The sequence below is a fragment of the Caballeronia sp. INML2 genome (genome assembly GCF_023631365.1).
GTDB classification, from domain to species: domain Bacteria; phylum Pseudomonadota; class Gammaproteobacteria; order Burkholderiales; family Burkholderiaceae; genus Caballeronia; species Caballeronia turbans.
Genome location: NZ_JALQDH010000094.1, coordinates 1 through 26,286, shown reverse-complemented (window position 1 = coordinate 26,286; position 26,286 = coordinate 1). Strand labels below are relative to the sequence as shown.

The window sequence follows — 26,286 nt, the reverse complement described above, 5'->3', positions numbered from 1 at the left end:
TTGCCGCCTCGCATCAAGTGACATACAGACACTCTAGTACGCAATCGCCATCATTCAATGAATTTTCAACTCGGGACGCTAGATCAAGCTCGTCAACAAAGACGTCCACCACTCGTACGGTGTTATCAGCATCGACGTAGTCGTCGAGACACTCAGGTAGCAGTGCGACTTGATCTCGTGCCGCGCTTTCAATAAATCGCTTCATGGGCCACCATCGAAAGACGTGTTGACTAACTATAGGCAATCAACACGTTTTTACACAGCCTCGGTCGATCAGCGACAGTGACGGACGGCCAAGTCCACGCAGGAGATCGTTGGGCGCTGGCACCGTTTTCACTTTCCGTGGCACGCGACAGGCTGCCAATGACGTGAAGGCGAAATTGAACGGTCACAGCATCGTTTCTTCGTCGAAATCCGGGTCAACGACGTAGCAACCAGCGCGGCCGGCAACGGCAATTGGGCGCTCGCGAAGCGAGTACTTGAAGGTCTGCCACGTAATCCTTCCTCGTAACAAAAGCCGTCCAACGTTGATCGCGTATCGCATCGTCCTACCCATCTAACAAAAATGGCCGACGCGAAGCTCCTGCCCCGCCGGCGGCCACAAAACATGTTTCAGGCGCGGCTAGCGAGCGCGCGCTCGATCTTGCGGTCCGTCTTGTACTGGCTCAGCGCGAACACCGACCAGATGGCGGCAGGAATCCAGCCGATCAGCGTGAGCTGCAGAAGCAGACATATGATTCCGGCGATCGGACGGCCGATGGTGAAAAATTGGAGCCACGGGATGATGATGGCGAGAAAGAGGCGCATGTCGGGTTCCTTGATGGTTCGATGAGACCGCTATAACGGCCCACTTAAGCGAAGTCTTAACAGGAGCGGATAGGCTTTCGACCTCCCGCCCCAGTTCACTTAGTTGACGACGAGAGCGCCGCCGTTGCCGAGGCCGCCCTTTACGTTCTGCGCCCGGTACTGGCGAACTGCGCCAACGAGGTTGTTGAGCGAGTCGGTGAAAGCAGCAACAACGACCTTGCCTTGCGCCGTGCGTGCGTAGGCACCGCCGCCCGCAGCGCCTGCGCCGCCAAACCCGCCCGCAAACACGCCCGACAGCATGCCGAAGTCGACGTTACGCGCCGAACCTTCGGCGGCCGCCAACTGGACGCTGGAGCGGTTGTCGACGAGCGTCAGCATCGTCGAGGCTTCCTGCGCCTTCATCGTGCCCGCGACGCCCGCCAATGCGCCGCCGACGACAGGCACGAAGGCGAGCAGGCCCGCTGCACCGCCGCCGGCGTCACGGTTGCTGAAGGTCACGCTCGGACTGATCGTGTAGTCGGCCGCAACCATCTGGCCTTTATGCATCTTCGAGGTCTTGCGCAGTTCGCCCGATGCGTTCAGGGCGCGTTCGCCCATCGCGGTGCCGAGCGCGCGGCCGCGATCGACGATCACGAAGCAGTTGCTTTGCTGGACGAGCAGCTTGAGGACCGGAACCGTCGAGCCGAGTTGGTATTGACCGGTGAGAAGGCCGTACCACGGCGCTTCCGTATCCTCAACGATGGCCACGGTGCCGAGCGGCGCCGGGCAGTGCCGCAGGCCTGCATTGGCGTTCTGCGACGCTTCGCCGGCAGCGGAACCGGTCGCCGCCGTCTTGGCGGATTGCGCGCCCGGCTGCATCTGTGAGCAAGCGGACAGCGCGAAAACGGACAGGGCGGCGATGCCGATTATTTTGAGCTTCATGGTTCCTCGTTGTAGTCGTGAATTCTTGATTTATGGCGCAACGGCCGATTGAGCCAGCAGCGGTTGCGCGGTCACTGCGCAGACGCTTTCATGAGCGAAGACAAGGCTACCGGCCGTGAGCGCGTCTAGGATTTGGAAAGACGCCTGTTTTTGAGCGTCTTTCCGTTATCCGCACTGCCTAACGCCAGCGGCGCTCGAGCGGGGTCACTCGCCACCAAATGCCGTCGAGGCTCGAAGCTTGGGCGCGGACGCGACGCATCGCTCCGCGCTTCACCATAAGTCCGCCGTCCTTGACGAACCCCATGCCTTTCAATGCTTCAGCGGTGTATCGCTTTCGCAGCGTCGCGTAGATGCGGGTCATGACGACTTGCCGACCGAAGAAGCGGCCACCTGCGGAGGGCAGTCGAAGCCGGTCCGCTCCCCGCGGATCACCTCAACATCCGCGCGGTTCGCCCGCACGAGCACGTCGCGCGACCCGTTTGTCTCGTCGAAGAGCCGAACGTAGGAACTGCCGCCCACGCCATGCCACACGGCGCGGGCGTCGCGCGTCCCCCACTTATCGGTGGTCGGAAGCTTGCAGAATTGCACCTGTACTCCGCTGGCCGTCGCGATCGCAGCCAACTGCGTGTGTTCAGCGTCGGAGAAGACCACGACTTGACCGGGCGCCGACCGCACGCCGAGGTTGACCATTGCCAGATTTAACAAGGCGGGGCGGGTTGCTACGAGCAAACCGAAGATCGTCATCGCAAGAAAACTCACGGTCAGGCGAATGCTGGGTCGCTGTGCCTTGGTGGGGACGATGAGCAGGAGGATCCCGCCGATTAGGCCAGCAGCTGCGAAAAACAACAACGTCGCGTGCATGCGCGCATCGGGCGATTGATCTCTCAGAAGAACCAACGTGGAGGCAAACGCGAGCGTAACGATCAACGACATAAACACCGTTGCTCCGTTATCGACTGCGCGGTGCAGCGAAGCTGCCGGCGGCTCCCCGCGCCGCTTGAGGCGGAAGTTGTTTGCGACGACGAAAAGCTTGAGCGCCCACAACGCCGCGAAGGCACCGAAGCCTATGCCTATCAGCGCAATGCAGGTGAATGAGAACGCAGCGGAGGCGAGGAAAAATGCATCGCCGAGCGATAAACCCTCGGGCACGATGCTTTCGAAATAGCAGTAGGCGATCAACACGGCACCGCCGAGGAGGAGGACCGCTTTCCACGCGGTCGCGAAGGATGCTTGAATGACGTCGATGAGCGACTTGATCGCGTCGACGGGCTCTTTCTTTTTCGGGTCCATGTAATACCTCGTGTGGGTGACGATAGCGACGCGGATTCATTCGCGTCATTAACCAGCCTATCGACACCCCCGCGAAGTCAAGGAACCAACGCCGGCCTCAGACGCCCGCGAAAAGAGATGAGCCTGTCGTGGAACTGCTGACGGTTTCGGACGGGTAAAGCGTTGCACGGATACGCTGCTCGTCGGGCTTTGCTTTAGACTCAAAGCGTATCGTCCGGATGCCAGCGCTCGTCAGATATGCGTCCCGGACAGCGTCCCGAGCAGCATCATGGGTCCGATCATCGAGCTCAATGACGGCAAGCAGAGTCAGGCTCTTGTCGTACACCGCGAAGTCCACGCGTTTCTGCGAGATGCGGCGCAAGTCAACCATCCTTTGCTTGCCGGTAGCGCAGGGTTGGATAATCGCGGACATCGCAACCTGCGGGAAGATGCACGCCTCAGGCAGCGCGCGACGAAGTCGCCCGAAGAACTCCTTCTCGTTGGGTGTGAGAAGTGGCACTGCTTTGTACTTCGGTTTCGAGGCGACTGCTTTGCTCGCGATAGCGAGAAGAAGCGCGACTAGAACGGCGATCAACGCCACCGGTGCGATATGGTTTGGCATGGGCAAACAGTGTCATTTGTTGGAGCGCGGACGGCGGTCGACGGGACCGGTCAAAACCGCGCTCCCTGGGTCAAAGGGCGGTTATTGAACTATCGGCGGGCGAACGGCATGGCTAGCTGCTTTCGCCTTCGCATCGCTGGGGCTGGCCGTGGTAAATGACCACGTCAGGTCCATTGGATGCGCCGGCGCGCCCGTTGCAAAGGAGTCTGTCAGTACGCCAACTGCATGCACCGTGTACGTCGAGCTGGCAGTGAGCGGGGCGAACGGGATGCACATGGCGCCAGACGTCAGGTGCGAGTCGTTTTCGGGCGTTTGCAGTTGACACAGCACGGTGTTGCCGCCGCTGTCACTTATGCTGATGTGCACCGAACTCAGCTTCGAAAACAGCTTCCCCTGGATCGTGACCGGATAACCGGTGTTGGTCTGCCTGTACTGCGGCGCAGAGGCAAACGGGTCCGGGTCTTCATATGCGTACCAACTGGTAGGAACACCTGTTTGGCCAGCGTACGGATAAGCGACAACCTGCGACGAACTGAGGTCAGTGGTCTGATCTCCGAAGTCGATGTTGAAGGCCCCCCACGTCGCGCTGTTCACACTGCCTACGCCCATGCGCGCGTAGTCCGCCAGCATCGCCATTCGGTGGTAGGGAGCGTCAAAAATCAATTGGACTGCGGTCAGCGAGCTAGAGAATGCGCGAACATCACCCGAGATAGTTACCTCCGTTGCAGCGTTCGGGAAACCCACGGCCGCAATGCGGCCAAAAGGTGATGCACCCGTATAGCCCGGCAGGCCAGCGGTTTCGTAGTGGCCCATGGTCGAGTTCGCTACTAGGTACGCGGCGTGATTTTGCGATGACGTCGTTAGGCCGTTGTCGACTGCGATCGCCGTCGGGTAGCCGACGTTGTGGCGAACCGCGTTTGTGAACGCTATGCCGTCCACTGTCGCGTCGCCTGTGGGCGTAACCTGCTGCGGGTTGGACGCGGGAGGCAGGAATGTCACCTTCTGCGATGCGGCGACAGAGCCGGCTTCGTTGCCCGCGTTGGTGGAACCAGCGCCCGCGGGTTTGCTCGTGCTGTTCGAGTCGGAGGAACCGCCGCCACCGCACGCGGCGAGTACGGCGATGGTCAGCGCGGTCAACGCAGTGACGCGGACGGACGGCAATACAAAACACAATCTTTTCAAAATCAAGCCTCGTTAATTCGTGGACGCCTCCACGGCGCTCTGATCGTTTCTTCTCTTCACCGATCCGGTCGCAAGCGCGCGGATCGGTGACAAACCAGTGTTGTCCGGATAGCCGCGTGTCAAGGCGGTGCAGTCCCGCCCACCGCAGGGTCGCGCTGCGGACTATTGCGAATTCGGTATGCCAGCCCGGATCAGCATGAGCATGGTGAACAGAACGCCGGTTACTGAGCGGGCGAAAGCTACGATTTTTCGAGCGCCTTTCGCCCGTAACTGACGATGGCCGGCGATGTATCGTTCGCAAGGTTGAGCGCGGCCGCCGAACGGAGCAGAACCGCTAAAGCCCGGCGTCAAGCGACCGATAGAAGGGTGGGCGGGCGTTGACACGTCGAAGTCGCGGTTCAGGCCGCGAGTGAAAGCAAAAAACTGGTGAGGTAGATGAAAATGGTTGGAAACAAAGTTGTCGCAATCGCGTTGATGGTGGCTGTCGGCGCGACGGGTATTAGCGCAGCGACGGCCTTAACGTCGTTGTCTGCGAATTCGAATGCGACGCTGGCGGCGACGCTCATTGCAGTATCGACTAATCAGGTGATGCATGGTGATAGCGCTGAGGCGAAGGCGTCTGTAGAAAATGTCCGGGAACGGAAGCTGGAGGCGCAGGGCATGCTTGACTCGGCGGCAACCTCGCGGTCCGTCTTTTCATGGTCGATGCTGGCGTTTGGTTTGTCCTTGTTGCTGCTGTCGGCCTCATCGTTAAGAGCGGTTCGTGTACTGATGAGAGCGCCGGGACAAGGCTCGGCCTTGAACTGACCGAAAAAGATCGAACAACGGGAAACCCGGAGGAAAAATGCAGACGGAGGTTTTTACGACGGCATTCGTCGCGCTGCTTATTTGCGGGGCTGTCATAGCTCGGATGATGTGGCCCGGCTCACTGATCGGGCAAATCCTTCTCTTCTCCGCACCCGCCGTGTTTCTGGCATGGCAAGTGACGCATCGGATACGTGAGCGCCGCAGCAATTAGAGCCGGAAAGCCTGAACGAAGATAACAACTTGATCCGCTGCCAGATAGACGCCGCTGATGACCCACAAACAACACGAATATGAGCGCCCTAGCCGAATCCGCGTCAATCAAAGCGATGGCCGAGAAGATCGAGCGTCTTGAGAAAGAGCTTGCGACCTGGCAGTCAGCGTCGCACCTCCCTTCACAGTTGGGAGACTTTGCGCGCATTTTGCGCAGCCATGGTATTGCCACCGTTTTTCATGCCGGAACGATCGATCACATAGACGGTGGGACCGCGGCCGAAAGCCTGCGGGCGGCAGTGGAACAGTTTGGCCGCCGCGAGCGCCTTACGCCGGAGTGCCAGGCGAGACTGATCGCGGAGATTTCCGGATCCCTGTTCGACGCTACCGACGGCTTCGACGCAGTTAAGAAAGCCAAGTTGGCTTAAAAGTTCTGCGACGAGTTCGGAAACCATCGACATAGCTTCGCGTGGGTAAAATTGAACGCGTCTACCTTTCGCGCCGAGGTCCGCGCATCCGACTCTATGGCTTTCTCGCATCGACGGTCGACGTATCTCCGACTTGGCGCAGTGGAAGCCTACGCGCGCCACAAGCGGCGCGTCATGAAAATCGCGGACAGTCCGGTCCTGTTCACCGTGCAGGCGGCTGACCCGATGATCCTCCCCGAGCCGCTGTTCGCGCTGAAAGAGGGCGACTGCCTTTCTCCGAGCGACCTCGAGCCCGTTGTCCCCGGTCTCGCCGACACGCCAAGTTCCTTCGGACCGGCGACGGCGGCGAACCCCCTGCACACGCTCACGGCCCTTACCGACGGCATCCTCGTCGTTCTTGAGCTGGCGCAGGAGGCGGAAAGGGATTCCGCGCAAGCGGAGACGAAGCTACGCGGAACCCTAGCGCGGTTCATCGTGACGATGCTTTGGCCGCCGGGATCCGAGGTCGACGAAGCGGAGCATGCCTTGGCAAGCCGACCGTTCGGATAGGAGGCGAGCTTCGACGCCGCGAAGATCTTCTTCTCGTTGAGCGCAAGAGGATGCCAGTCTGAGGCCCGTCGAGCGAATAGTCGCAAACGCCGGCGCCTCATTGGTTCGGCCCGGCTAGTCGCGTACACACGCGTATTTACATTTGAGTGCCGATCGCTTATAGTACATCCATTGTACACACGCGACGAGGAGCGAAATGCAAACGACGCGAGTTTTCAGGAACGGCAATTCCCAGGCCGTCCGCATTCCTGCTGACCTCGCCTATGAGCGCAGCGACCTTGAGCTTGAGATCGAACGCGTGGGCGATGAAATCCGCATCCGACCGGCGCGCCGACCGCTCGCCGGTGTGTTGAAGAAATTCGCCAAATTCAGCCCCGACTTTATGGCCGAGGGGCGAGGCGAGCAGGAACAAGCAGAACGCGAGGGCCTGTAATGCCGCGCTTCATGCTCGACACCAATATGTGCATCTACCTGATGAAGAACCAGCCCGAGCAGGTGGCGAAACGCTTCGCGGAGTGCTTTGTCGGTGACGTGGTCATGTCAGCTATCACGTATGCAGAGTTGGAATACGGTGTTGCCGTTTGTGCAAATCCGGCGAAAGAGCGGCGCACCCTCGCCACGTTAATCGAAGACATTCCGGTGGCTCCGTTCGATGCTGCGGCGGCGGTGGCCTACGGCCCGATTCGTGAGGCTACTCGGGAGCGCAAGAAGGACCACCTAGATAAGCTGATCGCCGCACATGCAGTTGCGCTCGACGTTGCCCTGGTCACGAACAACACAAAAGACTTTGCCAGTTACCCGGGCGTCAAGCTTGAGAACTGGCTGAGCAATTGAACACGGAAAACGAACCATGTCCAATTTGACTCCAGCGCTTGCTCTGCGGGCAGCGATTAACGTTTTGCGCGATCCTGCTGAGTCACGCAAGATGCCCAGCGGCGAGCCGCTAACCGATACCGTGGTGCGGCTCCATTTGGACGCGGCGGACATGCTCGAAGAATCCTTGTCGGACCTTCGCGACCACGAGTAAGGAAAACGACGCACGCATTAGGAGATGAGACTATGGCTACTATCGAACTCCGAATCAACGATCGTGAACTTGAAGCCGAACTTACCGCTGGATTGAGGGTAATCGTTCGTGAACGCGATGTGGCCGAGGTCGCGTACTCGTTGAGTGAAGCGTTCGCCGCGCTGCTTCCGCAAGGTCCGGAGTTTGTGCTCCGGTCGACCGTCGATGATGCGATCAGGGCACTGCTACGCAAGCACGCACTGCCCAATTAGAAAGCAAAGCGTCGGCTGCTCAGCGGAACCCGGCGGCAGCGAGAATAGAGGTAGAAATGGACATAGCTTGGAACGACGATCTGCTACGTATCTTCGGGCTTGCTGCCCTCGTCGGAGTTTTCTCCGGCGGCCTTGGCCCTTGTGGGCTACTGGTGGGAAAGGCGATAAATCTGGTGGCCACTGACATGCACTACGCCACGATTGATGTTTCAAAAGCCGGTGGCATAGGTGGAGCGATCGGCTTCGGCCTCGCGGTCGTGATCTTTGTATGTGCGCTCAGCGCTGACGCGAGTGCGCCGTTTGATCCACAGGTAACTGGCTAATGCAGATCGATGGGAGTATTTTCACCAAGCCGCAGTGGGAGGCGATAGCGCTCTATGTGTACGCGCGAAAGCGCCGAAGGCGATCTCTGGTCACGGCCTGCGCGGCAGCCGTCTTCTGTTGCGGCAGCGTGCTCATAACTCGTTCGCTGATTCAAGCAGGGGCGGAGCTTTCCGGCGCTTTGCAATGGACGCAGACAGTCGCGCCTATCATCCTGCTTTTCGTCCTTTGTCTTGGAGCATTCGCGTTCCAAAGAGAGGTTGCATCTGGCCGAAAAGCGATGTTGGCAGCAGGGCTTACTATGCAGTTCGTTGCGAATTTCGAGAAGTACCCGACGAGCAAATTTCCCTGAATTCACATTGCGCCAAAGACAGCGCTCACGTCGAGCCGCGAGCCTGTGACGATAAGCGTCCCTCGGCTATAGGACACCAGCATGAGCAAAGAGTACGAGCTACAAACGGACGTATTGGGCACGATCGTCGCAGCAACGCCGGTCACCAAAAAGCACGCCGATTTGTTGGCGACGTTCGCGACACGCACCGACTACCGGTCTCTGCGTTACGTCATGACGCGCGATACCTACGGTTCATCACCGGCTCGAATCATTGATGCCGAGGGCCGCGAAATTTCACCTGACTATCGAACGTGGATTGAGGCGCAGTTGGCCGCGCACGGCGGTTCTGCGCGCCAGGTCTGGCTAGCGCACAAGGATGCGGGATACCTGTTCACTGAAAGCCAGCGATTGCTGCATTACTTCGTTCATGACCGTGGTGGCCAACAGGACAATTTCGTTCAGGTCGCGGTTTGGGAGGAGCAAGAGTTCGTTGAGCGCGAGCTTTTTCCTCGTACGGACCGCGAGGGATTACGCGACGTCGCAGATCTGCGGCATGGTTCCAGCAGCATGGGGACAGAGGAGCGCTTCGAACGGTGCGAACTCGGCGTGCCGCGCTATCGGCTTCAAGAAGTAATCGACATGCATCGGTTCGCGGCGCTCGCGGAGGATCTTTATCTCGCTCGCCATCGCGCGGACGGCGATCGACGTGTGATCGAGACAGACTGCAATACCGGTGAGCAGCGCAGTCTGACCATCCGAGAGCTCACGCCCGGCTACGACCAGATGCGATGGTCAGGTCGCCGTTTCTTCGATGACTGGGCGGACTCAAGCGCCGGCCGCAGCGGGGAGCGCGCCTGCCAACGCTGGACATTCGCTACCCACGACTACGTTGACCAGCAGGGCGACAGAGAACTGAGCTTCGTCCCTCAGTGGGCGCATACCCGCAAGGTCGCCGAGTTGAAGAGCACGCGGAACCTCGACGTGTACAGCCTGTATGGAAAGCTCACGCAGTTCGACGAACGAATCGGAATGCCCTTCGCGTGGTACTTCTACGGGCTGCACGGCAACCTGGTGAAAAGCGGGCAGATGGAGCGCGTGTTAGAGGCAGCGGAAGCCGGGTTGATCGTCTTGCCCGAACACGACTATCGTGTCCTACGACGTTGGGGCGATGCGTCCTATGCTTTCTGACGTAGAGGGATCCAAGGGTCTTAGCCTCGACCGAGATCGGCCAGGAAGGGACGGTCGGAGGCGTGGCACCGAACGACCGCTTTCAATGAAGTCTCTCAGTAAGCCACCTTTGCGACATCAATGAGATTCCGGCGGCGGCCAACGCCAGATTGAATCCATATGCCGACCGCGTCGATGCCCGACGATGAGTACGTTTAGTGACCGTGCCGCTCGCCAACCGGTGCGTATGTTTGGTGTGCTCGCCGACGCAGCATCAACGTCACGATGGCAGATACCGCCAACGTCGCAGCCACAACATACAGCCCGGCCGAATAACCTCCGGTCACTTTCTTCAGCCAACCGATCACAAAGGGTCCGACGAAGCCGCCGAGATTGCCAACCGAGTTGATCATTGCAATGCCCGCAGCCGCTCCGGCATCCGAAAGAAACACACCCGAAACGTGGCGATACTTCCTTTTCAGCGGAACCTGCCGGGCGACCCGGTGCGTTCGGCGCCACTGTTGCGCCGGCGGATCGGCAGACGTCGTCGCGGACCGTCGCCTTAGACCGTTGATGCTATGACTATGGAAAACTTTGACCGTACATGCTGCCCGCGTAGTCGACCCTCGCCCGGATGTTCAATGGCGCCGGGAGCTCGTTGCCGTCGCATCTCCGATCAGCTCGGACTGCGACGACAACGGATTGAGCTTAAGGGCCTGCATTGGACATTCAATGCACCGCCGCACTACCGGGCGTGACTGGCGACTTCTGCGAGCGAGCTAGCAGCAGCGTCATCACAGCGGACAACACGAGGAGACCGGCAACGAAATAGAGCCCGCCGGCATAGCTACCCGTTTGGTCCTTGACCCACCCAATTATCACAGGGCCGGCAAATCCGCCGAGATTACCGATTGAATTGATCGTGGCGATACCCGTGGCGGCCGCAGCACCGGACAGAAACATGGTCGGCATGGTCCACAAAGGAGGCTTGGCGCAACTGATTCCGATATTGACCAGCGTCAGGGAGGCAATCAGACCGACAACACTGCTGGAAACCGCCGCAACCGAAAGCCCGATTGCCGCCGCCACACATGCAATCACCACGTGCCAAGTGCGTTCGTTGGTACGGTCAGAATGGCGCGACCATAAGACCATTGCTACCACGGACACAGTGGGAGGAATCGCATTGAGCAAACCGACCGTCATCGACGAAACCCCCAGTTGCTTGATGATCTGAGGCGCCCAGATCCCAAGCGTGTACAAGCCCGCGGAGGTACCGAAGTAGATCAGGGACAATGCGAGCACACGAGGATTGGCCAGGCCACTGATAATTCCGTGCTTTGCGCCGCTTGAGCTTCTCCTTGCATTTTCGTCGTTCATTACACCGACCAGCCAGGCGCGCTCATCGTCCTTAAGCCATTTCGCCTTTTCGGGCCTGTCCGTCATGTAGAAGAAGACGACGATACCCAAAATCACCGCCGGTATTGCTTCCAGAATGAACATCCACTGCCAGCCGTGCAAACCCATGACACCGTGCATTTCGAGCAATGCGGCAGAGAGTGGTGACCCGAGGGCGGTAGAGATCGGAGCCGCGGCCATGAAAAAAGCGACCACCCCTGCGCGATGACGTGCCGGGAACCAATAGCTGAGGTACAGGATGATGCCCGGAAAGAAGCCTGCCTCGGCTGCGCCCAAAAGGAAACGAACAATGTAAAAGCTTGTGGGCCCTTTCACGAAGGCCATGCACGCGGAAATGATGCCCCACGTGAGCATAACCCGAGCAATCCACAAACGGGCGCCCACTTTGTGCAGAGCAATGTTCGAAGGCACTTCAAACAAGAAGTAGCCCCAGAAAAAGATCCCAGCACCCAAACCGAGGATCGAGGCAGTGAACCCCAAGTCCGTCCTCATCGTTAGGGACGCAAAGCCGATGTTGACCCGGTCAATATAGGCGATAAAGTACAACAGCATAATGAAAGGCACGATACGCCAAGTGACTTTGCGCAAGGTACGCTTTTCGAGATCCTGATCCATGATATGTCTCCTACTTCAGATATCTGATTGATAAACAGCCGTCTTATGCGGCCTCAAGTTTGGATTCGCTCTGCAACCTGGTCTTTTTAGACCGCTCTTGCGTGGTACGCCTTTCGAACTGACGCAAGCGCCTGAGACCCGGAATAAAAAGCCTCAGCACCGACTTCCGCCTCGATCAATAACAAACGGTTGTACTTCGCCACGCGGTCGGAGCGACAGAGCGAGCCGGTCTTAATCTGGGTTGCAGCGGTGCAGATGCTGAGGTCGGCGATCGTCGTGTCCTCGGTCTCACCCGAGCGGTGTGAGATCACCGACGAGTAACCCGCGCGATCCGCCATCGCGATGGCAGCGAGCGTCTCGGTCAGCGTGCCGATCTGATTGGGCTTGATCAGGATCGAGTTCGCCACCTTCCTTTCGATCCCCTCTTTCAGGATCTCCGTGTTGGTCACGAACAAATCGTCGCCGACGAGTTGCACGCGGCCGCCGAGACGATCGGTCAGGAGCTTCCAGCCTTCCCAGTCGCCTTCCGACATGCCGTCCTCGATCGACACGATCGGGTAGCCATCGGCGATCTTCGCGAGGTAGTCCACGAAGGCTTGCGAATCGAAGCTGCGGTTCTCCGACGTCAGCACGTACTTGCCGTCGTGGAAGAACTCTGAACTCGCGGTATCCAGTCCGAGGCCAATGTCCTTGCCGGGAGCGAACCCGGCGGTCTCGATCGCGAGCATGATCGTGTCGAGCGCGGCCTCATTCGACGACAGATCGGGCGCGAACCCGCCTTCGTCGCCGACCGATGTGGAGAGCCCCCGGCCTTTCAGCACGCCCTTCAATGCATGAAACACCTCGACGCCCCAGCGCAACGCTTCCGAGAAGCTCGGCGCGCCGAGCGGCAGGATCATGAATTCCTGCAGGTCGACGTTGTTGTCTGCGTGCGCGCCGCCGTGGATGATGTTCATCATCGGCAAGGGCAGGCGGGCGCTCGGCATCGTCGCGACGTGGCGGTACAGCGGCAGGCCCGCCGATGCCGCAGCCGCCTTCGCCGATGCCAGCGAGACCGCGAGGATCGCGTTGGCGCCGAGACGTGCCTTTGTCGGCGTTCCGTCGAGATCGATCATGCGGCGGTCGATGCCCGGCTGATCGGCGGCATCCAGCCCGAGCAACGCTTGGCGCAGCTCGCCATCGACGTGGCTTACCGCACGCCGCACACCCTTGCCGCCGTATCGCGACTTGTCGCCATCGCGTAGTTCCAGCGCTTCGCGCGCGCCGGTCGATGCGCCGGACGGCGCCACCGCAAACCCTTTCGATCCATCGTCGAGTGTCACCCGCGCCGCGACGGTCGGATTGCCTCGGGAATCGAGCAGCTCGAAGCCCTTGACGTCTTGAATGCGTGTCATATCGTCCTCACTGGATTTGCGCGATACGTAGAAGATTGGTTGTGCCGGGTGTCCCAAAAGGCACTCCCGCAGAAATCACGACGGTCTGTCCTGCTTCTCCAAACCCTTCTTCGCGGACGGTGTCGCACGCTAGGTCGCTGACTTCGAGTACGTCGATGACTTCGTCACAAAGGACGGGGTGGACACCCCACCCAAGAGCCAGGCGACGGGCCGTAGCTTGTCGTGGGGTCATGCCGATAATCGGCGCACACGGTCGTTCACGCGCCATCCTCAGCGCCGAATATCCGGAACTCGTGTAGGCGACCGTCGCGACCGCGTTAAGCAGACCTGTGACATGGCGCATCGCATACCCGATTGCATCCGCGGTATTTGCATGAGGTGCCGCATGCGAGGCCGCGATCACCTCGCGGTAGTACGGATCGGCTTCTGTCTGGGCGATGATGAGATCCATCATCCGTACGGCTTCGACGGGATATTTGCCGCTGGCCGATTCGGCAGATAGCATCACTGCGTCGGCGCCGTCGTAGATGGCCGTCGCGACGTCAGAGGCCTCTGCTCGCGTAGGAACAGGGGCTGTAACCATCGACTCGAGCATCTGCGTGGCCACGATGACTGGCTTGCCGGCTTTGCGACAGGCACGCACGATGCGCTTCTGGATTGCCGGCACCTGCTCGGCCGGCATTTCTACACCCAGGTCGCCGCGGGCGACCATCACGGCGTCTGCTTCCGCGACGATCGCATCAAGGCTTCCGATCGCCGTAGGCTTTTCCAGCTTCGCGACGATGCCTATGCGGTCGCCGACAATTTTTCGGACCTCGATGATGTCTTCGACGCGTTGAACAAAGGAAAGCGCCAACCAGTCGATGCCCAGCGTGAGGCCGAACTCCAGATCGCGACGGTCCTTGTCCGTCATCGCGGAGAGCGGAAGCACCACGTCAGGAACATTGACACCTTTGCGCTCGGAGAGCGCGCCCCCGACGACAACGGAGGTTTCGGCGAAGTCCGGACCGCAACGCTCGACCCGGAGTTGCACGCGTCCGTCGTCAAGTAAAAGATTCGTTTGCGCCTTGAGCGCCGCGAAGATTTCCGGATGCGGTAAGGCGACGCGATTGATGTCACCGGGAGTCTTTGCGTCGAGATCAAGTCGAAACGTTGCGCCTTTCTCAAGCTTGATGGGGCCGTCGACGAACGTGCCGATCCGCAGCTTCGGACCTTGAAGGTCAAGAAGCGCGCCGATGGGCCGACCTGCGTCTTGCTCGATAGACCGGATGACTTCGAGACGACGTTGATGATCCTCGTGAGTTCCGTGGCTGAAGTTCAGCCGGAAGACATCCGCTCCCGCTTTGAACAACGCTTCAATGGTTTCGCGGCTAGTGCTGGCCGGACCCAGTGTGGCAACAATTTTTGCATTTCGATTGCGGCGCATCTTATCTACTCCCTGAAAGATCACCGTGCTGAGCGGCAATGAAAATGGCACGAAAATCGTTGACGTTGGTCAGCGTCGGCCCGGTGATGACCGAGTCGCCAAGCGCCTGAAAAAAGCCGTGAGCGTCGTTGTCTTCGAGCCGCTCGGTTGGCCGGATGCCGCGATCCCGGGCGCGCGCCAGGGTGTCGGGCCTGAGCAATGCACCAGCGATTTCCTCCTGGCCGTCAACGCCGTCCGTATCACCCGCAATAGCAAAAACACCAGGTTCACCATTCAGCGCGACCGCAAGCGAGAGCAGGAATTCAACGTTGCGACCGCCGCGGCCGGTGCCGCGGATGGTGACGGTGGTTTCACCGCCGGACAGCAGGATGCAGGGCGTTACGAAGGGCTGGCCGCGTCGGCTAACCTGCTTCGCGATGCCGGCCATCACAGCTCCTACGTCACGGGCTTCGCCCTCGATTGCGTCACCGAGGATGTACGCTTGAATTCCTGCCGCGCGTGACCGCGTTGCTGCCGCTTCGAGAGCGAGTTGAGGCGTAGCAATCAAATGAGTTTCGACGGTGAGCAAGCGCGGGTCATCCGGCTTCAGTGTTTCTGTGCGATTGCTTTCCAGTAGATCGATGACGGCGGGCGACGCACAAATTTCGTAGCGTCGCAGCACTGCTAACGCATCCGCGCAAGTCGTCGTATCCGGCACGGTTGGCCCCGATGCGATATCGCTTGCGGTGTCGGCGGGCACGTCGGAGATGATCAGGTTGACGACGCGGGCCGGGTAGCAGGCCGCAGCAAGCCGACCACCCTTGATTGCCGAGAGGTGTCTGCGGACGCAGTTCATTTCGGAGATGGTCGCGCCGCTGGATAGCAAGGCCTGATTGATTTCCTGCTTATCCTGCAGCGTCAGGCCTTCAGCTGGTAGCGGCAACAGCGAAGATCCACCTCCTGAGATGAGACAGAGAACGAGGTCGTCGGCTGTCAGTCCCGAGACAAGCTGCAACATTCGCCCAGCAGCTTTCAGCCCATTCTCATCGGGAACCGGATGAGCCGCTTCGACAATTTCGATTCGCTCGCACGCAACGGCATATCCGTAACGTGTGACGACAAGGCCCTCGATTTGACCTGTCCAGTGATCTTCGACAGCTTTTGCCATGGCTGCGGACGCTTTGCCTGCGCCAATGACAATGGTTCGCCCGCGAGGCGGTGTCGGAAGGAAGTCGGGCACGCGTAGTGCCGGTTGTGCAGTGGCGATAGCGGCCCCGAACATGTCTTGCAGCAGACGATCGATATCCAGTTCGTTGCGCGTGTCGATGTCCGCCGGCGACTTTAAGTGGGCGGCCGTTTTCATGTCTGTTCTCGTGTCGTCGCACAAGCCAGAACAGAGATGAATGGTGCGAGATTGAGGGGGGTGAACATCTTGTCTCCTGCGTTGTATTTGTCGCGTAAGGACGAGTTCAGCCGACCGCGCAGCGCTGCGGCGATGTCGTTTATGTCAGGTATTCAGTCCCCGCTTTTCGACCGAGCCCACCGGCGGGTGGGCTCGCGGCGCGGGGTATGCCAGTACGCGGATGTGTTCGTGCTTACGCGGCGTTGGCGCCAGGGACGGCAGCTTTCTCGATCAGCGAACAAACAGCGGCCGTCACTTGCGCCGTCGTGGCTGTGCCGCCGAGATCACGCGTATGCAAGGACGTGTCGGCGGTGACCGCCTCGACTGCCTGCATCACGCGCTTGGCAGCGTCGCCTTCGCCAAGGTGCTCGAGCAACATGACGACGGACCAGAAGGTGCCGACCGGATTTGCCAGCCCCTTACCCATGATGTCAAACGCCGAGCCATGGATCGGCTCAAACATGGACGGATAGCGTCGCTCCGGATCGATATTGCCAGTCGGCGCGATGCCGAGGCTGCCGGCGAGTGCAGCGGCGAGGTCACTGAGAATGTCGGCATGCAGGTTGGTAGCGACGATCGTGTCGAGTGTCGCGGGGCGGTTGATCATGCGGGCCGTCGATGCGTCCACCAGTTCCTTGTCCCATGTGACGTCCGGAAATTCCTTCGAGATTTCGAGTGCGATCTCGTCCCACATCACCATTGCGTGCCGTTGCGCGTTGCTCTTCGTGATGACGGTCAACAGTTTTCGTGGTCGCGATTGCGCGAGACGGAATGCGAAACGCATGATGCGCTCGACGCCAGCGCGGGTCAGGATCGACACATCGGTTGCCGCTTCAATTGGATGTCCCTGATGGACGCGGCCGCCTACGCCGGAATATTCGCCTTCCGAATTTTCGCGGACGATGACCCAGTTCAGGTCTTCCGGTTTGCAGCGCTTGAGCGGCCCGTCGATGCCCGGCAGGATGCGGGTCGGACGGACGTTGGCATATTGATCGAGGCCCTGGCAGATCTTGAGACGCAGACCCCACAACGTAATGTGGTCCGGAATGTCCGGGTCACCGGCCGAGCCGAACAGGATCGCGTCCTTGTCGCGGATCGAGTCGAGGCCGTCGTCGGGCATCATGACGCCATGCTGGCGGTAGTAGTCGCCGCCCCAGTCGAAGTTTTCGAACTCAAATGCGAACGACTTCGTCGTCTTTGCGAGTGCCTGGAGCACCTGTGCGCCTGCGGGCACGACTTCCTTGCCGATGCCGTCGCCGGGGATGGTTGCGATGCGATAGGTCTTCATGTCTCCGTCCTTCAGGTGTTGTGGGTGTGAATGAACTTTACCCATCTCCAGACACAAAAACCGGTGCTAAACTCAAAGTATCTTTAACTTGGATTCATAAGTGGAGGCCATGCTCGACACCGTCCAGCCGTCCGATCTGAGTTTCTTCTCGACCCTCGCCGCGTCAGGCAGTCTGAGCGCGGCGGCACGGGAACTTGGCCTGACGCCAGCGGCCGTCAGCAAGCATTTAACCCAGATGGAGAGTCGTGCGGGCGTTGCCCTCATCAACCGCACGACACGCCGGATGATGCTCACGCCAGAGGGCGAGTTGTACCTTGAGCACGCACGTCGAATCCTCGACGAGATTGACGAACTGGCCGAACTGCTGGGTACCGCGAAGAAAAGTCCAAAGGGACTCCTGCGGGTGAACGCGACGCTCGGTTTTGGGCGCAGCCATGTGGCGCCCGCGATTTCGCGCTTCGTCGCGACATATCCGCAGGTGTCGGTGCAACTTCAACTGTCCGTCACGCCTCCGCCGCTGACAGACGATGCATTTGACGTCTGCATCCGCTTCGGCGAGCCGCCCGATACGCGCGTGGTCGCGCGCCGTCTTGCGGCGAACCGGCGCTTGCTGTGTGCCGCACCTTCGTACATCGCATCACGGGGGATGCCGGTGACCGCGCACGACCTGACGCGACACAACTGCATTGGCATCCGTCAGGGCGACGAAGCCTATGGCGTGTGGCGTCTGATTTCGGGAAGGGGCTCGTCGCGCAAAACCGAGGCTGTGCGTATCAATGGCACGCTGACAACGAACGATGGAGAGATCGCCGTAAAGTGGGCTCTTGAAGGACACGGCATCCTGATGCGGGCCGAGTGGGACATCAAACATTATCTGGCTGACGGTTCTTTGGTCGTCGTGCTACCCGATCACGATACGCCGAACGCCGATATATTCGCCGTGTATTCGCAACGACATCAGATGTCAAATCGAATCCGCGCGTTTGTCGATTTTATTGCGCAGGATCTTCGTGACGAAGCGCACGAACCCGGGTAACGGCATCGGCAGCACGGTATTGAAAGCGGACCTTCTCCGCGAGCCTATGACCGTCTGCAACGGGTCGATCTTGGTCAGCGGTGCCAAGTTCAGTGAAAATTTCGGCTCGACGTGGCTAGGTTGCCGAGGAGCGCGGTCATGTCGACGAGTCGATTTGCGACGAGGTGCTTTACTTCTCCTTCCTTCTGCCACACGCCGTACACCCCGAGCAAGGAAGCTCCGAGCGCTTCCTTCCTGAACTTCTCGACCAAAGACGGCCAGACGATCACGTTAATTTGGCCAGTTTCGTCTTCCAGCGTGATGAATAGCACTCCGTTCGCGGTGCCCGGCCGCTGGCGCACGGTGACGATGCCGCATGCCTTGGCGAGCCGACCGTTCGGATAGGCGGCGAGCTTCGAGGCTGCGAAGATTTTCTTCTCGTTGAGCCGTTCGCGCAGCAAGGCAAGCGGGTGCCGGTTCAATGTCAGGCCCGTCGAGCGATAGTCGCTGACGATCTCCTGCGCCTCGTTCGGCGCGGCGAGCAGCGGCAGTTCCTCATCGCGCGTCGTTGCGCGCAACAAGTCCTTGTCGGGTACCGCTGCCACCGCCTGCCAGAGCGCCTCACGCCGATTCCCCGATAGCGCGGAAAGGGCGTTCGCGTCCGCGAGCAACTGGAGGTCGCGACGATCGAGGCGTGCACGGTTGGCAAGGTCGTTGACCGATTCAAAAGCGCGCACCGCCCGCGCGGCCTCGACGCGCGCGGCCGATTCGTCCCGCATGCCGCGAATGAGCGACATGCCGAGCCGCACCGGCGCCATCGAGCCGTCGCCTTCAAGATACGAATCCCAGTTGCTGATGGTGACGTCGATCGGCAGCACGCGCACCTTATGGCGCTTTGCGTCTTGTACGAGCTGCGACGGCGAGTAAAAGCCCATCGGCTGACTGTTGAGCATCGCGCAGAGGAACGCAGCCGGTTCGTGGCACTTGAGCCAGCAGCTTGCATAGACGAGGAGTGCAAAGCTCGCCGCGTGGCTCTCCGGAAAGCCGTATTCACCGAAGCCCTGAATCTGCGCGAAGATGGATTCCGCGAACTCGCGGTCGTAGCCGCGCGCGAGCATGCCGTTCACGATGCGATCGTAATAGTGCTGCAGGCCGCCTTTGCGCTTCCATGCGGCCATTGCGCGGCGAAGCTGATCCGCCTCACCTGCGCTGAAGCCTGCCGCGAGCATCGCGACCTGCATGACCTGCTCCTGAAAGATCGGCACGCCGAGCGTGCGAGCCAGCGCAGTCTCCATCTCGGGTGAGGGGAACGACACAGGTTCCAGTCCTTGCCGGCGGCGCAGGTATGGATGCACCATGCCGCCTTGCACCGGTCCCGGTCGCACGATCGCGACTTCAATCACGAGGTCATAGAACTGGCGCGGCTGCAGGCGCGGCAGCATGCTCATCTGCGCACGCGACTCAATCTGAAAGACGCCGACGGTATCGGCGCGGCAGATCATCTCGTAAGTTTCGGCGTCTTCTGCCGGAATGTCCTGCAGCTCGAACGGCTCGCCGCGCTGCTTGGAGATCAGGTCGAGCGTGCGCCGGATCGCTGAGAGCATGCCGAGCGCCAGCACGTCGATCTTCAGCAGCCCAAGCGCTTCGAGGTCGTCCTTGTCCCACTGAATCACGCTGCGATCGACCATCGCGGCGTTTTCGATCGGCACGAGCCGTGAGAGCTTGCCGCGCGCAATGACGAAGCCGCCCGTGTGCTGCGACAGGTGACGCGGAAAGTTCAGCAATTGCGACGCGAGGCTCGCCCACTGTTGAATGATCGGCGTCGATGTGTCCAGTCCCGATTCAACGAAGCGATTAAGCAGGTCCGCGCTGGAATCGAACCAGTGGTGCGACTTGGCTACCTTGTCGACGATGATCGGATCGACGCCCAGCGCCTTGCCAGAATCCCGCAATGCAGACTTCGGACGGTAGGTCGTGACGGCGGCCGCAAGCGCGGCACGTGTGCGCGTGTACTTGCGATAGATGTACTGAATGACTTCTTCGCGCCGCTGGTGCTCAAAGTCCACGTCGATGTCGGGCGGCTCGCCGCGCTCCTTCGAGATGAAGCGTTCAAACAGCATCGAGCTGCGCGCCGGGTCGACCTCAGTCACGCCCAGGCAGTAGCAGACTGCGGAGTTCGCCGCCGATCCGCGCCCCTGACACAATATTCCCTCGTTGCGCGCGAAGCGCACAAGGTCGTACACCGTCAGGAAGTACGGTTCATATCGAAGCTCGGCGATCAGCGCCAGTTCGTGCTCGATCTGCGTCTGCACCTTGTGCGGGATGCCCTGGGGAAACCGGCGATGCGCGCCGATGTACGTTTCCTGTCGCAGGTAGGCGGTCGGAGTGGTGCCTTCGGGGATCAGTTCGTCCGGATACTCGTAGCGCAGTTCATCCAACGAGAAGGTGCAGCGATTGGCGATCGTCAGCGTCTCGGCCAGCGCCCGTTCGGGATAGAGATTCGCGAGCCGTAGCCGTGCCCGCAAGTGCTGCTCGGCGTTCTGCGCGAGTTCGAACCCGCACTCGGCAATAGACCGGTTCAAGCGCACGGCAGTCAACGTATCCTGCAGCGGCTTGCGAGAACGCACGTGCATGGTGACAGCGCCGGTGGCCACGACCGGTACGCCGTGCTGGTCGGCGACGTACTCGACAATGCCGCGATGAATGTCGTCCATCGCGCGGGCGTGGAGCGTCAGCGCCGCCCAGCAACGGCCCTCGAACGTGCGAGCGAGCCATTCCATCTGCGCATCGAGTCGCTCCTCCTTCGCCGGATATTCGGGCGAGAGGATGATGAGGCAGTCGGGCAGACCTTTCAGATGTTCGTGCGGCGCTTCGGGCCGCGCAAGATCGCTCGGCGTCAGCAGGTAGGTGCCCTTCGACGTGCGCGTGCGCGCAAGCGTGATCAGTTCCGACAGATTCCCATAGCCATTGCGGTTCATGGCCAGCGCCGTGAAGGCGAGGGCGGGCCTGCCGTCGGCGTTCGTCAATTGAAAGTGCGCGCCGACGATGAGCCGGACATTCGCTTCCTTCGCGGCAACGTGCGCGCGCACGATCCCCGCGAGCGAGCATTCGTCAGTGATGGCGATCGCAAGATAGCCGAGCTGCTCGGCGCGCAGAATCAGTTCTTCCGAGTGCGACGCGCCGCGCAGGAACGTGAAGTTGGAGAAACACTGCAACTCGGCATAGCCGGGCAGCATGGAGGTGTACACGTCCATTGCTTCACCCAAAAAGGCCGTGCAGGAACCATCGAGGATCTTCTGCGGCGCGGCTACCGACGCGCTCGCGGTAGATCCAGTAGCAGGTATGGTCGTCCGCTTCCGCGACGAAGTAGTCGCGCGTGACGAGCTCGCCGCCCCACCATCCCGCTTCAACGCGCTCGCCGGGCGATACGGTACGCAGCGGGCTCCCGTAGAACGGCCGGTGCTGGCGCGTCATCAACTGGATGGGCGTTTCAAGCAACCATGAAGGGCGCGGCTGATCGCCGGGCAGCGGACAGCCTTTCACATCGCTCGACACCGACACCCAGTTCGATACGATCTCGGGCCGATGGTCGGCCACAGGTGCCGCGCGCAAGACGTTCTCGTGGCCAAGACGCGCGACGAGCAACTCCATTAGCCGGTTGTGGTCGGCCGCGCTGCCGCCCGGCTCGGGGAATAGCGTGTCGGACGGCGGCTCGGCGGCTTCAACGTCATTCACTTCAAGTCGCACAGCGATGACCGCGGCCGCCAACTCGACGCGTCCAACCCGTTCTTTGAGCAAGCGCGTCAGGTGTTCCTCGTGCCACGTCGGCTCGGCGAGCGCCACCTCAATCGTCGTTGGCGGCAACGCCGCGCGCCCTCGTTCATGTTCGAGGTCGATCGAAAAGCGCGTGAGTGCCAGTTGCTTGCTCGCGAGCCAGCCGGTCAGTTGCACGATGAGCCGGCGCGCCACGAAGAGGACGGCTTCCGCGTGCTCGACGCGATCGGGTAATTCGATGCGAGCGTTGAACGACGGCGGCGTCTGGACCCATTCGTAGAGTTCGGGTGCTTCCCCAACGGCGCGATCGAGCGTATCCAGTAGCGCCGTGCCGCAGCGCTTTTTCAGACCGGCGCGCGGCAAGCGCCGCAGGTCCGCGACGCTCGTGCATCCGAGGCCGTCGAACCAGTCGGCGTAGCGTCGGGCTTCAAGAACGAGCAGGGCGGGCAAGCGCGGCAATTGACGCATCAGCGAGCGGATGGAGAGACGTCGGCCGCCGCGATAGCGGGCCATGAGCCATGCACTCTGGCCAGTGGGCGCGACGCTCATCCGCGCCGTGAAGCCGAAGGCGGAGAGCGAGGCGCGGATCGCGCGTCTGAGCGCGCGAACGCCACCGAATAAGCGCAAGCTCGCGGAGACGTCGACCAGCACCGTCTGCTCCTCAGCGATCGACACTTGCGGGCTGAACTGCATGAGGGCGGTGGACACGTCCGCGACCGCCTGCTGCTCCTTCAGTTCGTCTTTGTCGTGAATGCGCGCATCGGGCGCGAGCGTGAGAGCGCCGCCTTTGCGCATGCCGATGCGAACACCCGCCTCGTGCGCTGCCTGATCGAGCGCAACGACACGCTCGTGGTCGAGCACGACTAAGCCCACGCCCGACCCCAAGCCCGCCTCACTCGTGGACGACCAGTTCGGCTGGAAGACTTCTCGGCTGAGGTGCGGCAGATACACGCCGATCCACACTTGCATGGCGATTCAACAGGATAGGCGAATGGGTCAATCCAACGACAAGCGGCTCATCACGCGCCGGGCCGCGGCGCTTCACAGACTCCAATGAAACGCTGTCGCGCGCAGGGCGAACAGCAATGCGAAGCGGGGCAGGCGACGTATCGCTCGCGGCAGCGAGCGGCCGCACCATGAAGAACAGCGATTCGCTCGTCTGCGCGGCAAGGTGCAGGCGGCGTAGCGCTTCCGGTCGCACATGCGTTTGCCAGAAGATCAACGCGCCGAACGTACCCGCGCGAAGGATCTGCTCGCCCGCCCAGAGTGCATCGGCGGTCTTCTGGGCATGCACGACGTTAATCGACGTCTCAGGCAGGCCCCAGTACGCCGCTGCTTCGGGTTGAAAGCGATGAGGCGGCTGCAGGAAAGCAATGCGTCGTTGCGCGACAGCCTTGAGCGCCGGCAACAGCAATCGCATCTCACCAACGCCGGGCTGCTGGACCAGTAAGTCGGTGAGCGCGCCTTTGGGCCAACCGCCTCCCGGAAGTTTTGCGGCAAGCGTCTCAGATCCACACGGCACGACGTTCACGCGAGCAGAAGCCAGTTGCGAGCCGCGCCAAATCGATGGATGAATGTCTTCAAGGGCCAACGCTCCCATGTTCAACCCCGTACTGTATGTTTGTACAGTAGTCTACACGATGCGGGCAGCGAACGGTCGGGGGTCTAAGTCAGCGGCCCGGGTCTGATTCGATCGCGAAGGTAACTCTGTCGTTTTCGCGCATCAGTCGGGTAACTCCTTATCGAGTAGACGTTACCGAAATCGTCGTTCCGCACGCGCGGCGCGAACCAGAAAGGAAGCTGCAAGCGGCATGCCGCTGAGCAATATCTATCCGGTCTTGATCACCTGGATTGGTTAATACGCATATGACATACATCGAAAAGAAGGAAATAAAACTTCCTTCGCGAACGATTGCGCGAGACGTATTTGCTGTAGAAAACGACTACCGCGTGTAACTAAATGTTGCAAACGACGGTCCGTAGTCAGACAATTCACTCGCGCCCTGACGAACGGCGCCAACGAGCAAGCCGAACTCACTACCTAGTCCGCCGCCATGATCCACGCCTCTTCTGACCTTGGTTCGATCCGCGAATTAAACCTGTCGTACCTGATGCTCGCGCGACGCGTCCTGGCGTCGGATTGCGAGGCGGCACGGTCGCATTTGGGTCTGTCCGCGGAAATGGCGGATACGCTGCTCAAGCTCTCGCCGGCGCAAACGGAAAAGCTCGCGTCGTCGTCACAATTGCTGTGCTTTTTCCGCATGAGCGCCGATGCGATGCTCGCGGGCCTCGCTGGTCGCAGCAACGAAGCTTCGATCTCGACCGCCACCAATGACGCTCTGCTGGCGGCCTAACCATGACCACGACCGTTTCCTCCAAAAGCCTGGCTGCCGAAGCTGCTCAAGTCATGCGCGCGATCGCGCTGATCAAGCTCGGCGCGCGCATGCAAGTGCTGGAATCGGAAATCCCGACGATTTCGCGTGAACGGCTAATTCGCCTGTATCGCGAAGTGAAGGGTGCATCGCCGCCCAAGGGCATGCTGCCGTTCTCGGAGGACTGGTATCTGACGTGGGCGCCGAACATCCATACGTCGATGTTTGCGAACGTCTACGCCTTCCTGGAAGCGAACAGCAAAGGGCTGGACCGCGTGGATCTACTGACTCGTGCGTACTCGCTCTACGCCGAGCATTTCGACATGATCGGCGAGCCGTTGCAGATGGACCTGACGCGCGCGTGGACCTTCATCCGTTTCAAGGACGCCGGCATCCTGCGTCTCGCGGGCTGCACGCGTTGCCGCGGCAAGTTCGTCACGCACGCCCATGAGCCGTCGCATTCGATGGTGTGCGGCATTTGCCAGCCGCCGTCGCGAGCAGGCAAGACGAAGGCGGCCGCAAAAGCCGCGCTCGAGCGCGACGCCGCCTTGCAGGCAAAGGCGGCCTGAGCGTTTATCCGCGAGCGGCCCTTGGCACGTTGAAGAGCCGCGAGTTCGACTGACGGGCAGCAACAGCGCTGTCCGCTGCTACTGCCGTCCGTCGGCGACGAAGCGGGGCGGAAAGACGATGCAGCCGGATTCGTCGCGCTCTAGCGGGATGTCGGGATTGTCGAGCATCTTCTCGACCTCTTCGACCTCTGGCAACGGCGGCCATGGCCATGCTTTAGTCGCCCATGACGGTATCTCGTCCTGACGAACAAAGCCGAATTCGTCTGGCTCGTCCCATATCGAATCGAACGTTTCGTCGAGAAGTTGCTGCATATAGGCGACGTGCTCAAGACGCATCGACCACCAGTGACGACGAACGCGGTCTTCGCCGGCGATTACGGTGCACGACTCAAGATCGAGCACGAACCGGTGCTTCATGTAGGGCTCGCTACTCCACAGCGATTCCCATTCTCCGACCGCATATCGTTGCATCGACGCTCCTAGTCCCAACCCCAATCGTGGCGCTCTTTCGCGCGGAGAGCCAATCCGAGAATATCCGGTAAGCCAAACGACGACGTCCTTCGTTTTGCTGCAACGAATTGGTCAACGAGTGCCGGCTTCACCCTGAGCATGCACATCGCTTTGAGTTCGTCATAGTCGAAGAGATGCATCATTAAGGGCCGGTTCGCGACCAACGCGCTGATCTCGCGACAGCGAACCGCCTCGCGAGCGCTCGCCAATCCGTACTTCTGACGCACCTGCTCATGGACGGCGCGACGCGCATCGATGCGGTCTTCTTTCGTCTTGTACTGCTCGAATACGTCGAACTCGATGTCCAAAAGCGCGAGGCTTATCTCGTTTCCTGCTTCTATAAATCTCGGCGGCACAGCAGATCCCTTCTCCCTAAAACTGTTGGTCAACGGTAGATGACGTCATAGCGGCCGCGCCGCGAAATTCTTAAGGGTTTGCCGAAAAGCCCTTATCTGGACCGTCGTTCCAGAACCTTCAGCAGCCACGCGTCGACGGGGCGCGCGCTTGCTAGGTCCACGAAGATGGGCAGACTGCCGCCGACGATGTCGCGTGACTCTACGGAGACAACGGGGGGCTTCCATGGTTCGGCAGACGGCCGAGTGGTCGGCAGGTCAGCCGCATTAAAGTC

At 60.5% G+C, this 26,286-nt stretch carries 29 protein-coding genes and 1 pseudogene; 12 read left to right on the top strand and 18 right to left on the bottom strand.

Annotated elements, in window-relative coordinates:
* Window positions 1-612: 612 nt before the first annotated feature.
* From NCT32_RS31245 to NCT32_RS31220, 6 genes are all read right to left on the bottom strand, one after another.
* Entirely contained in the window at window positions 613-807 is a 195-nt protein-coding gene (locus NCT32_RS31245) for a YqaE/Pmp3 family membrane protein (protein ID WP_025496372.1), read from the bottom strand.
* A 99-nt stretch (window positions 808-906) separates the two neighbouring features.
* Complete coding sequence (locus NCT32_RS31240) at window positions 907-1,728, bottom strand: CsgG/HfaB family protein (RefSeq protein WP_250491105.1); 822 nt, start codon at window positions 1,726-1,728, stop codon at window positions 907-909.
* 178 nt (window positions 1,729-1,906) lie between these two features.
* Window positions 1,907-2,089: a hypothetical protein gene (locus NCT32_RS31235; protein ID WP_250491104.1), complete on the bottom strand. Its 183-nt coding sequence runs from the start codon at window positions 2,087-2,089 to the stop codon at window positions 1,907-1,909.
* Window positions 2,086-3,018 (bottom strand): hypothetical protein, encoded by a 933-nt coding sequence (locus tag NCT32_RS31230; protein WP_250491103.1) that lies wholly within the window; start codon window positions 3,016-3,018, stop codon window positions 2,086-2,088. Before NCT32_RS31230 ends, NCT32_RS31235 begins: the two co-directional genes overlap by 4 nt.
* Before the next feature lie 97 nt (window positions 3,019-3,115).
* Window positions 3,116-3,619, bottom strand: a complete 504-nt coding sequence (locus tag NCT32_RS31225) for a DUF2726 domain-containing protein (RefSeq protein ID WP_250491102.1) — start codon at window positions 3,617-3,619, stop codon at window positions 3,116-3,118.
* Between the two features lie 81 nt (window positions 3,620-3,700).
* Complete coding sequence (locus tag NCT32_RS31220; protein WP_250491101.1) at window positions 3,701-4,807, bottom strand: CAP domain-containing protein; 1,107 nt, start codon at window positions 4,805-4,807, stop codon at window positions 3,701-3,703.
* A gap of 429 nt (window positions 4,808-5,236) precedes the next feature.
* On the opposite strand from NCT32_RS31220, the gene NCT32_RS31215 reads away from it, so the two are divergent.
* The 9 genes from NCT32_RS31215 (at window position 5,237) to NCT32_RS31175 (ending at window position 9,916) form a co-directional block, all read left to right on the top strand.
* Window positions 5,237-5,608 carry a hypothetical protein gene (locus tag NCT32_RS31215; RefSeq protein ID WP_250491100.1) on the top strand — a complete coding sequence of 124 codons (372 nt, stop codon included), beginning with the start codon at window positions 5,237-5,239 and terminating at the stop codon, window positions 5,606-5,608.
* 290 nt (window positions 5,609-5,898) lie between these two features.
* On the top strand, window positions 5,899-6,246 hold the full coding sequence (locus tag NCT32_RS31210; RefSeq protein ID WP_250491099.1) for a hypothetical protein: 348 nt from the start codon (window positions 5,899-5,901) through the stop codon (window positions 6,244-6,246).
* 141 nt (window positions 6,247-6,387) lie between these two features.
* Window positions 6,388-6,795 (top strand): hypothetical protein, encoded by a 408-nt coding sequence (locus NCT32_RS31205; protein WP_250491098.1) that lies wholly within the window; start codon window positions 6,388-6,390, stop codon window positions 6,793-6,795.
* A 196-nt stretch (window positions 6,796-6,991) separates the two neighbouring features.
* Window positions 6,992-7,228: a type II toxin-antitoxin system VapB family antitoxin gene (vapB, locus tag NCT32_RS31200; RefSeq protein WP_008345055.1), complete on the top strand. Its 237-nt coding sequence runs from the start codon at window positions 6,992-6,994 to the stop codon at window positions 7,226-7,228.
* Complete coding sequence (locus NCT32_RS31195) at window positions 7,228-7,629, top strand: type II toxin-antitoxin system VapC family toxin (RefSeq protein WP_250491097.1); 402 nt, start codon at window positions 7,228-7,230, stop codon at window positions 7,627-7,629. The genes vapB and NCT32_RS31195 overlap by 1 nt, the downstream gene beginning before the upstream one ends.
* A gap of 16 nt (window positions 7,630-7,645) precedes the next feature.
* Window positions 7,646-7,822, top strand: a complete 177-nt coding sequence (locus NCT32_RS31190) for a hypothetical protein (protein WP_250491096.1) — start codon at window positions 7,646-7,648, stop codon at window positions 7,820-7,822.
* A gap of 32 nt (window positions 7,823-7,854) precedes the next feature.
* The gene (locus NCT32_RS31185) at window positions 7,855-8,073 is read left to right on the top strand and encodes a hypothetical protein (RefSeq protein WP_250491095.1); all 219 of its coding nucleotides are present in this window, start codon (window positions 7,855-7,857) and stop codon (window positions 8,071-8,073) included.
* Between the two features lie 56 nt (window positions 8,074-8,129).
* Window positions 8,130-8,396, top strand: a complete 267-nt coding sequence (locus NCT32_RS31180; RefSeq protein WP_250491094.1) for a hypothetical protein — start codon at window positions 8,130-8,132, stop codon at window positions 8,394-8,396.
* 431 nt (window positions 8,397-8,827) lie between these two features.
* On the top strand, window positions 8,828-9,916 hold the full coding sequence (locus NCT32_RS31175) for a hypothetical protein (RefSeq protein ID WP_250491093.1): 1,089 nt from the start codon (window positions 8,828-8,830) through the stop codon (window positions 9,914-9,916).
* A gap of 194 nt (window positions 9,917-10,110) precedes the next feature.
* Here the strand turns inward: NCT32_RS31175 and NCT32_RS31170 are convergent.
* The 6 genes and pseudogenes from NCT32_RS31170 to NCT32_RS31145 form a co-directional block, all read right to left on the bottom strand.
* A pseudogene (locus NCT32_RS31170) lies at window positions 10,111-10,347 on the bottom strand (MFS transporter); the annotation flags it as partial.
* Window positions 10,348-10,624: 277 nt separating this feature from the next.
* The gene (locus tag NCT32_RS31165) at window positions 10,625-11,929 is read right to left on the bottom strand and encodes an MFS transporter (RefSeq protein WP_250491092.1); all 1,305 of its coding nucleotides are present in this window, start codon (window positions 11,927-11,929) and stop codon (window positions 10,625-10,627) included.
* 86 nt (window positions 11,930-12,015) lie between these two features.
* Complete coding sequence (gene eno, locus NCT32_RS31160; RefSeq protein WP_250491091.1) at window positions 12,016-13,323, bottom strand: phosphopyruvate hydratase; 1,308 nt, start codon at window positions 13,321-13,323, stop codon at window positions 12,016-12,018.
* Window positions 13,324-13,330: 7 nt separating this feature from the next.
* Entirely contained in the window at window positions 13,331-14,749 is a 1,419-nt protein-coding gene (gene pyk, locus NCT32_RS31155; protein ID WP_250491090.1) for a pyruvate kinase, read from the bottom strand.
* Between the two features lies 1 nt (window position 14,750).
* Window positions 14,751-16,010, bottom strand: a complete 1,260-nt coding sequence (locus NCT32_RS31150) for a glycerate kinase (RefSeq protein ID WP_250491109.1) — start codon at window positions 16,008-16,010, stop codon at window positions 14,751-14,753.
* Between the two features lie 313 nt (window positions 16,011-16,323).
* Window positions 16,324-17,418: a tartrate dehydrogenase gene (locus NCT32_RS31145; protein ID WP_250491108.1), complete on the bottom strand. Its 1,095-nt coding sequence runs from the start codon at window positions 17,416-17,418 to the stop codon at window positions 16,324-16,326.
* 109 nt (window positions 17,419-17,527) lie between these two features.
* Here NCT32_RS31145 and NCT32_RS31140 point away from each other — a divergent pair, with 109 nt between their 5' ends.
* On the top strand, window positions 17,528-18,454 hold the full coding sequence (locus NCT32_RS31140; RefSeq protein ID WP_250491089.1) for a LysR substrate-binding domain-containing protein: 927 nt from the start codon (window positions 17,528-17,530) through the stop codon (window positions 18,452-18,454).
* An 89-nt stretch (window positions 18,455-18,543) separates the two neighbouring features.
* Here NCT32_RS31140 and NCT32_RS31135 read toward each other — a convergent pair whose 3' ends face one another.
* The 3 genes from NCT32_RS31135 to imuA are packed head-to-tail and all read right to left on the bottom strand — an operon-like array spanning window position 18,544 to window position 23,807.
* On the bottom strand, window positions 18,544-21,687 hold the full coding sequence (locus NCT32_RS31135; RefSeq protein ID WP_250491107.1) for an error-prone DNA polymerase: 3,144 nt from the start codon (window positions 21,685-21,687) through the stop codon (window positions 18,544-18,546).
* 4 nt (window positions 21,688-21,691) lie between these two features.
* Window positions 21,692-23,176 (bottom strand): DNA polymerase Y family protein, encoded by a 1,485-nt coding sequence (locus tag NCT32_RS31130; protein ID WP_250491088.1) that lies wholly within the window; start codon window positions 23,174-23,176, stop codon window positions 21,692-21,694.
* Window positions 23,100-23,807: a translesion DNA synthesis-associated protein ImuA gene (gene imuA, locus NCT32_RS31125; RefSeq protein ID WP_250491106.1), complete on the bottom strand. Its 708-nt coding sequence runs from the start codon at window positions 23,805-23,807 to the stop codon at window positions 23,100-23,102. Before imuA ends, NCT32_RS31130 begins: the two co-directional genes overlap by 77 nt.
* A 454-nt stretch (window positions 23,808-24,261) precedes the next feature.
* Between imuA and NCT32_RS31120 the strand changes: the two genes are divergently transcribed.
* Together NCT32_RS31120 and flhC are read left to right on the top strand one after the other, a co-directional pair.
* A complete protein-coding gene (locus tag NCT32_RS31120; protein WP_086966702.1) occupies window positions 24,262-24,561 on the top strand; it encodes a flagellar transcriptional regulator FlhD in 300 nt (99 codons plus the stop codon).
* A 2-nt stretch (window positions 24,562-24,563) separates the two neighbouring features.
* On the top strand, window positions 24,564-25,148 hold the full coding sequence (flhC, locus tag NCT32_RS31115) for a flagellar transcriptional regulator FlhC (RefSeq protein WP_086966701.1): 585 nt from the start codon (window positions 24,564-24,566) through the stop codon (window positions 25,146-25,148).
* A gap of 78 nt (window positions 25,149-25,226) precedes the next feature.
* Here flhC and NCT32_RS31110 read toward each other — a convergent pair whose 3' ends face one another.
* From NCT32_RS31110 to NCT32_RS31100, 3 genes are all read right to left on the bottom strand, one after another.
* The gene (locus NCT32_RS31110; RefSeq protein WP_235023221.1) at window positions 25,227-25,619 is read right to left on the bottom strand and encodes a hypothetical protein; all 393 of its coding nucleotides are present in this window, start codon (window positions 25,617-25,619) and stop codon (window positions 25,227-25,229) included.
* 8 nt (window positions 25,620-25,627) lie between these two features.
* On the bottom strand, window positions 25,628-26,047 hold the full coding sequence (locus NCT32_RS31105) for a hypothetical protein (RefSeq protein ID WP_159462573.1): 420 nt from the start codon (window positions 26,045-26,047) through the stop codon (window positions 25,628-25,630).
* Window positions 26,048-26,106: 59 nt separating this feature from the next.
* A partial coding sequence (locus tag NCT32_RS31100; RefSeq protein ID WP_250491087.1) for a hypothetical protein occupies window positions 26,107-26,286 on the bottom strand: 180 nt, incomplete at its 5' end.

Excerpts from the sequence above, each read along its gene's own strand:
- NCT32_RS31245 (WP_025496372.1), bottom strand. The coding sequence starts at position 807 with ATGCGCCTCTTTCTCGCCATCATCATCCCGTGGCTCCAATTTTTCACC.
- NCT32_RS31240 (WP_250491105.1), bottom strand. The coding sequence starts at position 1,728 with ATGAAGCTCAAAATAATCGGCATCGCCGCCCTGTCCGTTTTCGCGCTG.
- NCT32_RS31235 (WP_250491104.1), bottom strand. The coding sequence starts at position 2,089 with ATGACCCGCATCTACGCGACGCTGCGAAAGCGATACACCGCTGAAGCA.
- NCT32_RS31230 (WP_250491103.1), bottom strand. The coding sequence starts at position 3,018 with ATGGACCCGAAAAAGAAAGAGCCCGTCGACGCGATCAAGTCGCTCATC.
- NCT32_RS31225 (WP_250491102.1), bottom strand. The coding sequence starts at position 3,619 with ATGCCAAACCATATCGCACCGGTGGCGTTGATCGCCGTTCTAGTCGCG.
- NCT32_RS31215 (WP_250491100.1), top strand. The coding sequence starts at position 5,237 with ATGAAAATGGTTGGAAACAAAGTTGTCGCAATCGCGTTGATGGTGGCT.
- NCT32_RS31210 (WP_250491099.1), top strand. The coding sequence starts at position 5,899 with ATGAGCGCCCTAGCCGAATCCGCGTCAATCAAAGCGATGGCCGAGAAG.
- vapB (WP_008345055.1), top strand. The coding sequence starts at position 6,992 with ATGCAAACGACGCGAGTTTTCAGGAACGGCAATTCCCAGGCCGTCCGC.
- NCT32_RS31195 (WP_250491097.1), top strand. The coding sequence starts at position 7,228 with ATGCCGCGCTTCATGCTCGACACCAATATGTGCATCTACCTGATGAAG.
- NCT32_RS31190 (WP_250491096.1), top strand. The coding sequence starts at position 7,646 with ATGTCCAATTTGACTCCAGCGCTTGCTCTGCGGGCAGCGATTAACGTT.
- NCT32_RS31185 (WP_250491095.1), top strand. The coding sequence starts at position 7,855 with ATGGCTACTATCGAACTCCGAATCAACGATCGTGAACTTGAAGCCGAA.
- NCT32_RS31180 (WP_250491094.1), top strand. The coding sequence starts at position 8,130 with ATGGACATAGCTTGGAACGACGATCTGCTACGTATCTTCGGGCTTGCT.
- NCT32_RS31175 (WP_250491093.1), top strand. The coding sequence starts at position 8,828 with ATGAGCAAAGAGTACGAGCTACAAACGGACGTATTGGGCACGATCGTC.
- NCT32_RS31165 (WP_250491092.1), bottom strand. The coding sequence starts at position 11,929 with ATGGATCAGGATCTCGAAAAGCGTACCTTGCGCAAAGTCACTTGGCGT.
- eno (WP_250491091.1), bottom strand. The coding sequence starts at position 13,323 with ATGACACGCATTCAAGACGTCAAGGGCTTCGAGCTGCTCGATTCCCGA.
- pyk (WP_250491090.1), bottom strand. The coding sequence starts at position 14,749 with ATGCGCCGCAATCGAAATGCAAAAATTGTTGCCACACTGGGTCCGGCC.
- NCT32_RS31150 (WP_250491109.1), bottom strand. The coding sequence starts at position 16,010 with ATGTTCGGGGCCGCTATCGCCACTGCACAACCGGCACTACGCGTGCCC.
- NCT32_RS31145 (WP_250491108.1), bottom strand. The coding sequence starts at position 17,418 with ATGAAGACCTATCGCATCGCAACCATCCCCGGCGACGGCATCGGCAAG.
- NCT32_RS31140 (WP_250491089.1), top strand. The coding sequence starts at position 17,528 with ATGCTCGACACCGTCCAGCCGTCCGATCTGAGTTTCTTCTCGACCCTC.
- NCT32_RS31135 (WP_250491107.1), bottom strand. The coding sequence starts at position 21,687 with ATGGACGTGTACACCTCCATGCTGCCCGGCTATGCCGAGTTGCAGTGT.
- NCT32_RS31130 (WP_250491088.1), bottom strand. The coding sequence starts at position 23,176 with ATGCAAGTGTGGATCGGCGTGTATCTGCCGCACCTCAGCCGAGAAGTC.
- imuA (WP_250491106.1), bottom strand. The coding sequence starts at position 23,807 with ATGGGAGCGTTGGCCCTTGAAGACATTCATCCATCGATTTGGCGCGGC.
- NCT32_RS31120 (WP_086966702.1), top strand. The coding sequence starts at position 24,262 with ATGATCCACGCCTCTTCTGACCTTGGTTCGATCCGCGAATTAAACCTG.
- flhC (WP_086966701.1), top strand. The coding sequence starts at position 24,564 with ATGACCACGACCGTTTCCTCCAAAAGCCTGGCTGCCGAAGCTGCTCAA.
- NCT32_RS31110 (WP_235023221.1), bottom strand. The coding sequence starts at position 25,619 with ATGCAACGATATGCGGTCGGAGAATGGGAATCGCTGTGGAGTAGCGAG.